11 protein-coding genes and 1 tRNA gene are annotated in these 13,901 nt (G+C 61.4%); 5 read left to right on the forward strand and 7 right to left on the reverse strand.

The features are described from left to right. Nucleotides 1–307: 307 nt before the first annotated feature. The 7 genes from pheT to ACZM96_RS01100 form a co-directional block, all read right to left on the reverse strand. Nucleotides 308–2,725 carry a phenylalanine--tRNA ligase subunit beta gene (gene pheT / locus ACZM96_RS01070; RefSeq protein WP_489486777.1) on the reverse strand — a complete coding sequence of 806 codons (2,418 nt, stop codon included), beginning with the start codon at nucleotides 2,723–2,725 and terminating at the stop codon, nucleotides 308–310. Nucleotides 2,726–2,889: 164 nt separating this feature from the next. After that, nucleotides 2,890–3,930 carry a phenylalanine--tRNA ligase subunit alpha gene (gene pheS, locus ACZM96_RS01075; RefSeq protein WP_294483891.1) on the reverse strand — a complete coding sequence of 347 codons (1,041 nt, stop codon included), beginning with the start codon at nucleotides 3,928–3,930 and terminating at the stop codon, nucleotides 2,890–2,892. A 164-nt stretch (nucleotides 3,931–4,094) separates the two neighbouring features. Beyond that, nucleotides 4,095–4,448, reverse strand: coding sequence for a 50S ribosomal protein L20 (rplT, locus tag ACZM96_RS01080; protein WP_294445933.1), 354 nt, complete (start codon nucleotides 4,446–4,448; stop codon nucleotides 4,095–4,097). Between the two features lie 107 nt (nucleotides 4,449–4,555). Beyond that, nucleotides 4,556–4,753 carry a 50S ribosomal protein L35 gene (rpmI, locus tag ACZM96_RS01085; protein WP_077071977.1) on the reverse strand — a complete coding sequence of 66 codons (198 nt, stop codon included), beginning with the start codon at nucleotides 4,751–4,753 and terminating at the stop codon, nucleotides 4,556–4,558. 245 nt (nucleotides 4,754–4,998) lie between these two features. Continuing rightward, entirely contained in the window at nucleotides 4,999–5,535 is a 537-nt protein-coding gene (infC, locus tag ACZM96_RS01090; RefSeq protein ID WP_294483894.1) for a translation initiation factor IF-3, read from the reverse strand. Between the two features lies 1 nt (nucleotide 5,536). Beyond that, nucleotides 5,537–7,483, reverse strand: coding sequence for a threonine--tRNA ligase (thrS, locus tag ACZM96_RS01095; protein ID WP_489486780.1), 1,947 nt, complete (start codon nucleotides 7,481–7,483; stop codon nucleotides 5,537–5,539). A gap of 76 nt (nucleotides 7,484–7,559) precedes the next feature. Further along, nucleotides 7,560–7,635: transfer RNA gene (locus tag ACZM96_RS01100), tRNA-Val, on the reverse strand. Nucleotides 7,636–7,945: 310 nt separating this feature from the next. Between ACZM96_RS01100 and ACZM96_RS01105 the strand changes: the two genes are divergently transcribed. The 5 genes from ACZM96_RS01105 to leuB all read left to right on the forward strand — a co-directional run bounded on the left by ACZM96_RS01105 (nucleotide 7,946) and on the right by leuB (nucleotide 13,748). Next, a complete protein-coding gene (locus ACZM96_RS01105; protein WP_489486782.1) occupies nucleotides 7,946–9,166 on the forward strand; it encodes a dicarboxylate/amino acid:cation symporter in 1,221 nt (406 codons plus the stop codon). An 8-nt stretch (nucleotides 9,167–9,174) separates the two neighbouring features. Then, nucleotides 9,175–10,458, forward strand: a complete 1,284-nt coding sequence (locus ACZM96_RS01110; RefSeq protein WP_489486796.1) for an L-cysteine desulfidase family protein — start codon at nucleotides 9,175–9,177, stop codon at nucleotides 10,456–10,458. Between the two features lie 311 nt (nucleotides 10,459–10,769). After that, nucleotides 10,770–12,050 (forward strand): 3-isopropylmalate dehydratase large subunit, encoded by a 1,281-nt coding sequence (gene leuC, locus ACZM96_RS01115; RefSeq protein ID WP_489486783.1) that lies wholly within the window; start codon nucleotides 10,770–10,772, stop codon nucleotides 12,048–12,050. Next, nucleotides 12,050–12,562: a 3-isopropylmalate dehydratase small subunit gene (locus ACZM96_RS01120; protein ID WP_489486784.1), complete on the forward strand. Its 513-nt coding sequence runs from the start codon at nucleotides 12,050–12,052 to the stop codon at nucleotides 12,560–12,562. Before leuC ends, ACZM96_RS01120 begins: the two co-directional genes overlap by 1 nt. A 112-nt stretch (nucleotides 12,563–12,674) precedes the next feature. Beyond that, nucleotides 12,675–13,748, forward strand: coding sequence for a 3-isopropylmalate dehydrogenase (gene leuB / locus ACZM96_RS01125; protein ID WP_489486786.1), 1,074 nt, complete (start codon nucleotides 12,675–12,677; stop codon nucleotides 13,746–13,748). The last annotated feature ends 153 nt before the right edge of the window (nucleotides 13,749–13,901 follow it).

Genomic DNA, 13,901 nt, shown 5'->3' on the forward strand with positions numbered 1-13,901 from the left:
AATCATGAACAATTCAGGAATAAATCACGACAACACATTATTTTCATTGAAATAAAAAAATTTTTACAGTGTCGTTTTTCCACTGAAGGCCAAGAGTCCTGCGCCGGATGTTCTTCGCAAAATCCGCACGACGATGTCTGCAAAGCCGCCTTCGGGCCCTGCCGAACTCCCCGCAAACGCCTCAGACCGCTCAAACGCCTTTCATGAAACACCCGCCGCGCAACCAGGAACGCCGAGCGGCACGTCCGCCGACAAAAAAAGGCCGCCCCCCGAAGGAGACGGCCCCTGTTCATCGAAAAAGCACGCGCTAGATGCGCACGCCGAGGCTCTTCACCACGAACGACGCAATCTTTTCGCGTTCCTTGTCCACTTCGCCGTCCTGAAGCGTGCGGTCGGCCTTGCGGAAGGTCAGGCGGCAGGTGATGTGACGATCAGCGCCGTCCTTGGGTTCATACACGTCCAGAAGCTCCACGCTCTCCATGAGATTCGTCTTCGCGCCGCGAACGGCGGAGAGCACGGCGTCCACATGCATGGCGCGGGGAGCAATGAACGTGATGTCGCGGCGCACGGCCGGATACACCGGCAGCGGCTGGAACACGGTTTTTGCGCCCTGCGAGGCAGCGCGCAGGTAGTCCATGTCGAGATCGGCGTACCACACGGCCTTGCGGGCCAGATAGGCGTCGGCAAGAGCGGGCTTGAGGCGGCCGATCACGCCGACCACAGTGCCGTCGGGCATGGTCATCTGCACGGCGGGAGCCAGGTAGGGATGCGTTTCCTGCATGGCGAACGCAGGCACGGGCAGATGCAGGAAGCCGAAGAGCTTTTCCACAATGCCCTTCAGATCCACATAGTCCAGATCCTCGTCCTTGTGGGCCCAGGCTTCGTCGTAGCGGGAGCCGTAGAGCACCATGGCAAGGTGACGCACTTCCTTCACCGTAGTGTCGCTGGACGGATCCAGGGTGAAGGCTTCCGCCACTTCAAAGAGGCGGACGCCCGCAGCGCCCTGCGCGATGTTGTGGCGCACGTTCTGGAACAGACCGGGAGCAAGTTCGGTGCGCAGCACGTCCTGCTCGGCGGTGAGCGGATTCATGATGTTCACGCGGCCTTCGGCAGGCAGACCGAGGAAGTCGAGATCCTTGTTGCCCACGAAGCTGTAGTTCACGGCTTCGTTGAGGCCGAGGCCCGCAGCCCAGTTCTTCACGCGCATCATGAAGGCGTGACGGCTTTCCGGCGCGCCGAAGGAAGAAAGGGTCTGCGGAATGGAGGGCAGCGTTTCGCCGAGGTTGTCCACGCCCTTGAAGATGGCCACTTCCTCAATGAGGTCGGCTTCGCGGGTGAGGTCGTAGCGCCAGCCGGGAGTCTTCACGCTCCACTCGTCGCCCGCGCTGCGGTCCACGGTGCAGCCGAGGCTCTCCAGCGTCTGCGCGCAGAAATCGTCGGTAAGTTCCACGCCGAGCAGATCTTCGGCGCGGCTGCGGCGGAAGCGCACCACCGGAGCCTGCCAGGGATTCGGCGTGCATTCGCACACGCCGCGGCACACTTCGGCCCCGGAAAGTTCGGCCATGAGCGCGGCCGCGCGATCCAGCGCAAACGACATGTTGGTGGGATCCACGCCGCGTTCGTAGCGGTAGGAAGCCTCGCTGGTCAGGCCGAGGCGACGGGCCGTCACGCGGATGGAGCTCGGACGGAACACCGCGCATTCCAGGAACACGCTCTCGCTCTCGTCGGTGATTTCGGTTTCCAGGCCGCCCATGACGCCGGCAAGCGCCACCGGCTTTTCGGCGTCGCAGATGAGGCCGTCGCCGGCCTTGAGCAGACGTTCCTGCCCGTCGAGGGTGGTGAGCTTTTCGCCGTCCACGGCCGGGCGCACGATGATGCGGCCGCCCGCCAGCTTGTTGTGATCAAAGGCGTGCAGGGGCTGGCCCAGTTCCATGAGAATGTAGTTGGTCACGTCCACAAGGTTGGAGATGGCGCGAACGCCCACGCCGTGCAGACGATAGCGCATCCAGGCCGGAGAGGGCTTGACCTTCGCGCCCTTGATGATGCGGCCCATGTAGGAGGGGCAGAGACCGCCGTCCTTCACCTCGACCGGCACGGCATGGCTCATGTCCTCGCCCTTCTCTTCCAGATGGAAGGAAGGCATGGTCACGGGCAGATGCAGGTACGCGCCCACAAGACGGGCGAAGCCGTACACGGAAAGGCAGTCGGCACGGTTCGGCGTAATGCTGATGTCGAGCACTTCCTTGTCCAGTTCGTAGGCGTCCACGAACTTTTCGCCGGGCATGACCTTGCGGCCGGATCTGTTTTCTTCGGGCAGCACGAGAATGCCGGAATGATCGTCGGCAAGACCGAGCTCGCGTTCGGAGCAGATCATGCCGAACGAAGGCACGCCGCGCAGCTTGGCCTTCTTCATGACCAGGCCGCCGGGAAGCGTCGAGCCCACGGGAGCCACGACGACGAGCTGACCGGCCGCCACGTTGGGCGCGCCGCACACGATGTTGAGGGGCTCTTCCGCACCCACGTCCACGGTGCAGACATGCAGATGATCGGAATCGGGATGCGCCTCGCAGGTGAGCACTCGGCCGGTCACCACGCCTTCGATTTCCGCGTAGGGATGCACCACTTCTTCCAGTTCGAGGCCGAGCATGGTGAGCATTTCGCCCAGCTCTTCAGCCGTTCCGGTGTACGGAACAAATTCCTTCAGCCAATTGAAACTCAGCAGCATATGTTTTTTCTCCTCAGAGGATGAAAATTCTGGTCGTTCCGGATGCCGCCCGCAAAGGCGGCGTTTCCGGCCCTCTTCCGCAGCCCGCGGCAGTCAGCGAGCCTGTGCGGAAGACGGGAACAGGGAAGGAACAACAAGTCCTTCCCGACCGCATATTCCGTCCTCTACGCAGGGAACTGATGGAGGAAGCGCACGTCGTTTTCAAAGTTCATGCGCAGATCGGTAAGACCGTATTTCAGCATGGCGATGCGTTCCACGCCGAGGCCGAAGGCGAAGCCGGAAACCTCGTCGGGATTGTAGCCGACGGAGGCGAACACCGCCGGATCGACCATGCCGCTGCCGAGAATTTCAAGCCAGCCGGAGCCCTTGCACACGCGGCAGGGCTGACCGTTCACATGGCCGTGGCCGCCGCACTGGGTGCAGGACATATCGACTTCCACGCTGGGCTCGGTGAAGGGGAAGAAGCTGGGACGGAAGCGCACGCGGGTCTTTTCGCCGAACACGGCGCGCACGAAGGCCGTGAGCGTACCGCGCAGATCGGCCATGGTGACGTGCTTGTCCACGAGCAGGCCCTCTATCTGATGGAACATGGGGGTGTGGGTCACGTCGGAGTCGCGGCGGTACACCTTGCCTGGTCCGATGACGGCAAGCGGAGGCTTGCGGTTCATCATGGTGCGCACCTGCACGCAGGAGGTGTGGGTACGCAGCAGCACCTTGTCGGTGATGTAGAGGGTGTCCTGCATGTCGCGGGCGGGATGTTCCGGCGGCATGTTGAGGGCTTCAAAGCAGTTGAAGTCGGTTTCCACTTCGGGACCGCCGGCAATTTCGTAGCCCATGTGCTGGAACACGGAACACACTTCCTGCATGGCCAGCGTGATGGGATGCAGGGAACCGTTCCACAGGGTGCGGCCGGGCAGGCTGGGATCGAAACCGGCGAGGAAGGCGGCCTCCCGTTCCTGTTCCTGACGGGCAAGGCGGGCTTCAAAAAGTTCCACGAGGCGCTGCTTCACCGCGTTGGCGGCCTGACCGAAGGCCGGGCGCTGTTCGGGCGAGAGCTCGCGCATGTGCGACATGAGTTCGGCAAGCTGCCCCTTGCGGCCGAGAAAGTCCACGCGGGCCGCTTCCAGTTCCGCTTCAGACGAGATGCGGTTCAAGCGTTCATCGAGCTTGCCGACCAGTCCGTTCAATTGTTCAAGGAAATCCATGGCAAGGCCTTGTGGCAGGCTGCGCTTTGGGCGCGCCTGAAGGAAAGATATGAAAAAGGGGTGCAGAGCCAAGGCCCTGCACCCCCTGCGGGGAAAAACTCCCCAAAAAGCTTCATCTGGTGCCTCGGGCCGCAAGGGCCGCGGGCTGTTCCGACAAAGGGAACTTACGCCAGCTTGGACTTGGCCAGTTCGACGATGGCGGCGAAGTCGGCCTTTTCGCGCACGGCGAGGTCGGCCAGCATCTTGCGGTTGATTTCCACGCCGGCAAGCTTCAGACCGTTGACCAGACGGGAATAGGACAGGCCGTTGATGCGGGCGCCGGCGTTGATGCGCTGGATCCACAGGCGGCGGAAGGCGCGCTTGCGGAGCTTGCGACCTTCAAAGGCATAGTTCAGAGAACGTTCGACGGCTTCGCGGGCGATGCGATACAGACGGCTGCGGCCGCCGCGGAAGCCCTTGGCCATATCCAGATATTTCTTGTGCCGACGATGGGCAGCAAGACCTCTCTTTACACGCATGGAAAATCCTCCACATTCAGTCCCGCGAGGCGGAGATCAGGCCAGCGGGAGTTGAGCCGCAAGAGGCGGCGAAATTTGAAAATCTACGCGACCTGCACGGGCAGGACTTAGGCGTAGGGCATGAGGCGCTTGACGGCCTTCAGGTTCGCGCTGTCCACGAGAGCACCCTTGCCCAGACGGGCACGACGCTTGGCATCCTTCTTGGTGAGGATGTGGCGCAGGTTCTGACGACGACGGCGGAACTTGCCGCTGCCGGTGGTGCTGAAACGCTTGGCGGCGGAACGGCTGGTCTTGATCTTGGGCATAACCAACTCCTTAGTATTCGCGACGCGCCGAATACAACGCGCGCGATTTGGGCATCAGAAAGAACCGACTATGCAACATTTTCGCATAATCCGCAAGTAAAAAATGGGGCCCGAAGCGCGAACGACAACGCTCCGCGCGCTCTGCCGGTTCCTTCCGGGAACGGAAGCATCTTCCGTTCATCGCGGTTTCCCGCGAAAATTCCTCCGGCGCGACGGAACAAAACGTCCGCCGCGCCGGGTATGAACTACTTCTTGGGAAGAGGAATGAGCAGCATCTGAAGGGTGCGGCCTTCGGCGCTGGGAGCCTGTTCGACCTTGCCCACATCGGCGGTGTCGGCGATGATCTTGGTCAGAATGGATTCGCCGCGGTCCTTGTGCACGATTTCGCGTCCGCGGAAGAACACGGTCACCTTGCAGCGGTCCCCGTCTCCGAGGAAGCGGCGAATGTGGCGCAGCTTGGTTTCGTAGTCATGATCGTCGGTCTTGGGGCGAACCTTGATTTCCTTGATCTGCACTACGGTCTGGTTGCGTTTGGCTTCCTTCTTCTTCTGCTGCTGTTCGTACTTGAACTTGCCGAAGTCCATGATGCGGCACACGGGCGGTTCCGCGTTGGCGGCCACTTCCACGAGGTCGTAGCCGGCCTCATGGGCCATGGCGATAGCATCGGAACAGGGAAGAATGCCGACCTGTTCACCTTCCGGACCAATCACCCGTACTTCACGGGCACGAATCTGCTCGTTGCGGCGCACGCCGTCCTGAGGCACGTCGCGGCGAGGTCTCATGTTAGGCGAAGCTATAGCTCATACCTCCACGTTTGAACGGTTCCTCACTGTCCGCCTTAATCATGGCGATCACGTCCTCCACGGAGCGGAAGCCGATGTTCTCGCCGGAACGCAGGCGAACGCTGAAGCCTCTGTCGGCCACTTCCTTGTCGCCCACCACGAGGACGTAGGGAATCTTGGCCATCTGGGCTTCACGAATCTTGAAGCCCAGCTTTTCGTTGCGCAGGTCGGTTTCCACGCGGATACCGGCAGCAACGAGGCTGGCCTTCATTTCCTTGACATAATCCATCTGGGCGTCGGTCACGTTGACGATGCGGGCCTGCACGGGAGCAAGCCAGGCAGGGAAGGCGCCGGCGTAATGTTCGGTGAGAACGCCGATGAAGCGTTCCAGAGAACCCAGAATGGCGCGGTGCACCATGACGGGACGATGACGTTCGCCGTCCTGCCCGACATACACGAGATCGAAGCGCTCAGGCAGGGTGAAGTCCACCTGAATGGTGGAAAGCTGCCATTCGCGGCCGATGGCGTCGGTGACCTTGATATCTATCTTGGGGCCGTAGAACGCGCCGTCGCCTTCGTTGATCTGGTAGGGCTTGCCTTCCTTCTCCACGGCCTTGATGAGCGCGTTCGTGGCGTTTTCCCAGTCCGCGTCGGAGCCGATGCTGTCCTCGGGACGGGTGGAAATGAAGATGCGGTACTTGAAGCCGAAAAGATCCATCAGGTCGGCGGAAAGATGCATGACGTTGATGATTTCGTCTTCCAGCTGATCGGTGGTGCAGATGATGTGGGCGTCGTCCTGGGTGAACTGGCGCACGCGCAGCAGACCGTGCAGCGTGCCGGACTTTTCATGACGATGCACCACGCCGAGCTCGAACATGCGCACGGGCAGATCGCGATAGCTGTGCAGGGTTTCGCCGTACATGAGCATGTGGCCCACGCAGTTCATGGGCTTCACGCCGTGAACGTCGCCTTCGATTTCCGTGAAGTACATGTTTTCACGGTAGTGATCGTAGTGACCGGAACGCTCCCACAGTTCGCGGCGCAGAATCTGCGGGCCGCGCACGAGCTCATAGCCGCGCTTGAGATGTTCGCGCACGAGGAAGTCTTCGAGAATGGTGCGGAGCATCATGCCCTTGGGCAGCCAGAAGGACATGCCAGGGGCCACGTCTTCATGGAAGGAGAACAGGCCGAGTTCCTTGCCGAGGCGGCGATGATCGCGTCTCTTGGCTTCCTCAAGGGCGTTCAGATATTCCTTGAGGGCCTTTTCGTCCGCAAAGGCCGTGCCGTAAATACGGGAGAGCATGGGATTCTTTTCGTCGCCGCGCCAGTAGGCGCCGGCCACGGAAAGCAGCTTGAAGGCCTTGACCGCGCCCGTGCCGGGAATGTGCGGTCCGCGGCAGAGATCAAGGAAGTCGCCGCAGCGGTACAGGGACACGGTGTCGGCGTCGATGCCCTCGATGATTTCGACCTTGTAGTTCTCGCCCTTGTCGCGGAACAGGGCAACGGCGTCGTCCTTCTTCATCTCGGAGCGCTCGAAGGGAACGTTCTCGGCGATGATGGAACGCATTTCCTTTTCAATGGCTTCAAGGTCGTCGTGGGAGAAGGGACGCGGAGTATCGAAGTCGTAATAGAAGCCGGAGTCGATGGACGGGCCGATGGTGACCTTCACGTCGGGGAACAGTCTCTTCACGGCGGCGGCCATGACATGGGAAGTGGAATGGCGCAGCAGCTGAAGCCCTTCGGGGTCCTCAGCCGTCACGGGGGCGGCTTCCAGCGCATCGGCGGGCATTGCAGCAGAAAGATCGAGCAGCGTTTCCTTGTCTGCGGTCTTCACGCGGCAGGCAAGAGCGGCCTTGAACCGTTTGCCGGAAAGAGCCTGCTTCAGCACCTCGGCGCAGGAAGCGCCGTCGGCGGCCTCAACCAACTTTCCTTCTACGGATATCTGCATGGGAAACTCCAAAAATCACAGTTGATAAAACAAAAAAGAAAAGGGAGGCGCTGCCTCCCTTTCCGATGATTTTTTGTGGTAGGCACGAGCAGACTTGAACTGCTGACCCCTTCCGTGTCAAGGAAGTGCTCTGCCACCTGAGCTACGCGCCTTTATTGTTCGGTGAGGACGATTCTTATAGACCTTTCCCCGGTTCGTCAAGCATTTTCTACAAGAATTTTTCACTTTCTTCCCCGCAGCCGGGCTCCGCGGACGCGTCTTCGGGCAGGTCCGCGCCTTTCCGCACGCCGAAAACTGCGCGCAATGCTTCCGCTTTTTCCCGGGCCGCCGCCCGCCCTTCCGACAGGCGAAAACACGCGCCCTCCAGGCGTTTCCGCCCTTCTCTCACGAACCGCCGTATTGCGCGAAGGACATTCCTGTGCTAACAGCGCAAAAACGTACTTTTAATGATGGAGGATCAACATGTCCGCAAAAGCCGCCGACTTCTCGCTAATTCTCAAACTTCTGGCCGGCATCGTGATAGGCTCCCTCATAGGCACCTACCTCGGCAACAACACGCAAAGCCCTCTGCACCACATCATGGACGCCGTGGTCTCCCTGCGCTACATCTTCGGCCAGATCATCTTCTTCCTCGTGCCGCTCGTCATCGTGGGCTTCATCACCCCGGCCATCGTCCGCCTCGGCCAGAACGCCAGCAAAATTCTGTTCACCGCCGTGGCCATCGCCTATCTCTCCTCCATCGGCGCGGCCTTCTTCTCCACCGTTTCCGGCTACATCATCATCCCCCATCTTTCCATCGCCACCTCCACGGAAGCACTGCGCAAGCTCCCCGAAATCGTGTTCCGGCTCGACATTCCCCCGCTCTTCAGCGTCATGAGCGCCCTGATCCTCGCCCTCTTCTTCGGCGTGGCCATCACCTGGACCAAGTCGGAAAATCTGGCCCGTCTCTTCGCCGAACTCGAACGCGTCATGAGCTCCCTCGTGGTGCGCATCATGATTCCCATCCTGCCCTTCTTCGTGGGCATGTCCTTCCTCGGCCTCGCCTATGAAGGTTCGCTCAGCCTGCACCTGCCGGTGTTCATCTCCATGGTGCTCATCGTCATCGTGGGTCACTTCATCTGGCTTGCCGTGCTCTACGGCATCGGCGGCGCGCTCTCCGGCCGCAATCCCTGGGAGGTGTTCCGCTACTACGCTCCCGCCTATCTCACCGCCGTGGGCACCATGTCCAGCGCCGCCACCCTGCCCGTGGCCCTCGAATGCGCCCGCAAGTCCCGCGTGCTCAGCAAGAACCTCGTGGAATTCATGATTCCCCTGGGCTCCACCGTGCATCTGTGCGGCTCCGTGCTCACCGAAACCTTCTTCTGCATGACCCTGCATCTCATGCTCTACGGCACGCTGCCGAGCGTCGGCGTCATGATTCTCTTCTGCCTGCTGCTCGGCATCTTCGCCGTGGGCGCCCCGGGCGTGCCCGGCGGAACCGTGGTGGCCTCCCTCGGCATCGTGACCGGCGTGCTCGGCTTCGATCAGAACGGCGTGGCCCTGCTCATCGCCATCTTCGCCCTGCAGGACAGCTTCGGCACGGCCTGCAACATCACGGGCGACGGCGCGCTCACGCTCATGCTCGAAGGCATCTTCAACCGCAACGAACAGCTCGGAGAACTCCAGCACAAGAACGAGGCGTAACCATGAGCATGGACAAACAGGAACGCTCCGTCTTTCTTTCTCTGCTGCACAAGGAAGTCGTGCCCGCGCTTGGCTGCACGGAACCCATCGCCGTGGCCCTGTGCTCGGCCCGGGCGGCCGAGGAGCTCGGCGAAACTCCCGAACGCATGGACGTGGCCGTGAGCGCCAATCTTCTCAAGAACGGCATGGGCGTCATGGTGCCCGGCACGGGCGAAATGGGCCTCGGCGTGGCCGCAGCCGCAGGCGCGCTCGGCGGCAAGAGCGCCCTCGGACTGGAATGCCTGAAGGATCTCGACGAAGCCACGGCGCAGGCCGCACGCGACATGCTTGCCAAAGACGCCGTGCGCCTGCACCTTGCCGACAACGATCAGCTTCTCTACTGTCTGGTCACGGTGCATGCCGGAAACGAAAGCGCCGCCGCGGAACTTGCGGGCAGCCACGACAACATCACCCGCGTGTGGAAAAACGGCGAACTCGTCTTTGAAAAGAAGCAGGAGAGCGCCGAAGCCGAAAACGCAAACGAGCCCTGGCCGCTCACGCTGGCCAAAATCTACGAATTTGCGGTCACGGCCCCGCTTGAGGAAATCAGCTTCATTCTCGAAGCCGCGCGCATGAACCGCCGCGTGGCCGAAGAAGGACTCCGGCAGCAGTACGGCCTCGGCGTGGGCAAGATGATGGACATGCAGATCCGCAACCACATGCTCGCCGACGATCTGCCCACCTTCGCCACCAAGCTCACGGCCGCCGCGGCCGACGCTCGCATGGCCGGCGTGATGATGCCTGTCATGAGCAATTCCGGCAGCGGCAATCAGGGCATCACCTGCACCATGCCCGTGGTGGCCTGCGCCATCCGCACCCAGGCCGACGACGAAAAGCTCGCCCGCGCCCTCATGGTAAGTCATCTTACCTCCATCCACATCAAGCATCACCTCGGCCGCCTTTCCGCCCACTGCGGCGCCATGGTGGCGGGCACGGCCTCGGCCTGCGGCATCGCCCTGCTGCTCGGCGGCGGCCTCAAGGACATGGAACGCACCGTGCGCAACATGGTGGGCAACGTTTCCGGCATGATCTGCGACGGAGCCAAAAGCAGCTGCGCCCTCAAGGTGGCCACGGCCGTGGGCGCGGGCATTCAGGCCGTGCTGCTTGCGCTCAACGGCACCGTGGTGCCCGGCAACGAAGGCATCGTTGACGACGACATCGAGGCCTGCATCGCCAATCTCGGACGCCTCGGCTCCAAAGGCATGAAGGAGGCCGACAAAGTCATTCTCGACATCATGCTGCACAAGTCCTGATACCGGACAAACAGACGCAAAACAGACGGGGCCCGGCGCTCCGTCTGTTTTTTTATGCAGAAAAACGCCCCGCTCTTCTCCCGCCGCCGGAATGTTTCTTTGCCGTCACGAGCCCGCCGACGCGCATCCCGAGCCAGGGCATCCGCGGGAAACGACAGGCGTATTTCAGAGAAATCTTATGTCCTGCCCAGAGGTCTGCCTTCTTTCTTCTGGACAAGCACAAACCGCTATTTTATCGTGAAAGGACTTTTTGCTGCTGCCCCGACAAACGGGAACAATGCACATTCTCATTTCTACAAGGATATATCCCTATGGGCATGACCGTAACTCAGAAAATACTGGCCGCGCACGCCGGACTCGACAGCGTGACCGCGGGCCAGCTCATTGAAGCGAAGCTCGACGTGGTCATGGGCAACGACATCACCATAGCGCTGGCCGTTCCCGAATTCCGCAAGGCCGGAGCCGACAAGGTCTTCGACAAGGACAAGGTTGTGGTGGTTCTCGACCACTTCGCGCCGAACAAGGACATCAAGGCCGCCATGCAGTGCAAGGTCTGCCGCGAATTCGCCCGCGAAAACGAACTCACCCATTTCTTCGACGTGGGCCGCATGGGCATAGAACACGCCCTGCTTCCCGAACAGGGCATCGTGGCTCCCGGCGAAGTCATCATCGGCGGCGACTCCCACACCTGCACCTACGGCGCGCTCGGCGCGTTCTCCACCGGCGTGGGCAGCACCGATCTCGCCATGGGCATGGCCACGGGCGAAAACTGGTTCAAGGTTCCCGCGGCCATCCGCTTCAACCTCACGGGCAAGCCCGGCAAGTGGGTCTGCGGCAAGGACGTCATGCTGCACATCATCGGCCTCATCGGCGTGGACGGCGCGCTCTACCGCTCCATGGAATTTTCCGGCAGCGGCGTGGCCAACCTCTCCATGGACGACCGCTTCTCCATGACCAACATGGCCATTGAAGCCGGTGCCAAAAACGCCACCTTCCCCGTGGACGACGTGTGCCGCGCCTACCTCGAAAAGCACTGCAAGAAGAGCTGGACCGCCTACGAGGCCGACCCCGACGCCGAATACGAAAAGACCATCGACATCGATCTTTCCGCCATCCGCCCCACGGTAGCCTTCCCGCACCTGCCCTCCAACACCCGCACCATCGACGAAGTGGGCGACGTGGAACTCGATCAGGTGTTCATCGGCTCCTGCACCAACGGCCGCATGGAAGACATGGCCATGGCCGCAAGCATTCTCAAGGGCCGCAAAATCAGCGACAGGCTGCGCGTCATCGTCATTCCGGCCACGCCCTCCATCTACATGGAATGCATGGAAAAAGGCTACATCCGCACCTTCATGGAAGCCGGATGCGCCGTGAGCACCCCCACCTGCGGTGCGTGCCTCGGCGGCCACATGGGCATTCTCGCCGCGGGCGAAAAATGCCTTTCCACCACCAACCGCAACTTCGTGGGCCGCATGGGCCATGTGGAGTCGGAAGTGTATCTGTGCAGCCCGGCCGTGGCGGCCGCTTCGGCCATAGCGGGCCGCATCGTCAGCCCTGAAGCAATCATGGACAAGGAAGGTAACGACTGATGCAGAACGCACACGGCAAAGCCTTTGTTTTCGGCGACGACGTCAATACCGACGTCATTCTCCCCGGCAAGTATCTCAACGTGACGGACCCGAAGGAACTCGCGTCCCACTGCATGGAGTCGGAAGATCCCAACTTCGTGAAGAAGGTGCATCCCGGCGACATCATGGTGGCGCACAAGAACTTCGGCTGCGGCTCCTCCCGCGAGCACGCGCCGCTCTCCATCAAGTACCTGGGCATTTCCTGCGTCATCGCCTCCACCTTCGCGCGCATTTTCTTCCGCAACGCCCTCAACATCGGCCTGCCCATTCTCGAATGCGACGAAGCGGCGAAAAACATTCACGACGGCGACACGGTGAGCGTCGATTTTGAAACCGGCGTCATCACCAACGAAACCACGGGCCGGACCTTCCAGGCCGAGCCCTTCCCGCCCTTCATGCAGAACCTCATCGCCTGCGGCGGTCTGGTGAACTACTCGAAGGCCAAAATAGAAAAACTGCGCGCCTCGCGCTGACCCTGCCTGCCGCAGCGGACGGCATCCGCGCAGGCCGCACAGGTCTTTTTTCCACGAAAAGCGCCGGCGGCGCTTTCGCAACCTTTTTTCTTCAATCATAAAGGACAACGCCATGGCAACGTATCACATTGCGGTCATTCCCGGCGACGGCATCGGCCCGGAAATCGTGACCGAAGCCCTCAAGGTTCTTGAAAAGGTCGGACAGAAGTTCGGCCATGAATTCGTGTTCACGCATCTGCTCATGGGCGGCGCGGCCTACGACGCCGTGGGCACCTGCTTCCCCGCAGACACCGTGGACGTGTGCAAAAAGAACGACGCCGTGCTGCTCGGCGCGGTGGGCGGCCCCAAGTGGGACAATCTGCCCGGCCCCGAGCGCCCCGAAAAGGCCCTGCTCAAGATCCGCGAAGGACTCGGACTGTACGCCAACCTGCGCCCCGCCATCATGCACAAGGCCCTGAGCGGCGCCTGCCCCATCAAGCATGAGAACATCGGCGACAGCATGGATCTCGTCATCGTGCGCGAGCTCACCGGCGGCATCTACTTCGGCGAACACGGCTGGCGCGAAGGCAAGTACGGTCAGGAAGCCTACGACGTGGAACGCTACAGCGAAATGGAAATCCGCCGCATCGCCAAGGTGGCCTTCAACGCGGCCATGGCCCGCAAGAAGAACCTCGTGAGCGTGGACAAGTCCAACGTGCTGGAAACCTCCCGTCTGTGGCGTCGCGTGGTCAACGAAATGAGCGCCGACTACCCCGAAGTGACCGTTTCCCACATGTACGTGGACAACGCCGCCATGCAGCTCGTGTATCGTCCCGGTCAGTTCGACGTCATTCTCACGTCCAACATGTTCGGCGACATCCTTTCCGATGAAGCCAGCATGATTACCGGCTCTCTCGGCATGCTGCCTTCCGCCAGCCTCGCCGACGGCTCCTTCGGCCTGTACGAGCCGAGCCACGGATCCGCCCCGGACATCGCCGGAAAGAACATCGCCAACCCGCTGGCCACCATCCTGTCCGTTTCCATGATGCTGCGCTACAGCTTCGGTCTGGAAAAGGAAGCCGCCGCCATCGACAACGCGGTCACCGCCGTGCTTGAAGCGGGCATCCGCACCTGCGACATCGCCGAACCCGGCATCACCCCCGTTTCCACCACGGAAATGGGCAAGGCCGTCTGCGACAGAATCTAAGTTCCGGCAGTCACCGGAAGCCGCGGGGGAAGACCTGACGTCTTCTCCCGCTTTTTTGTGCCGAACGCCCGGGCCGAGCTTCTCCGCTGGCCCGCCGAAAAGATCTCCGTTTCAGCCTCTCCCTTCCTTCAATGTCCCTCGCCCATGCATTTT

The sequence above is a fragment of the Mailhella sp. genome (genome assembly GCF_057866825.1).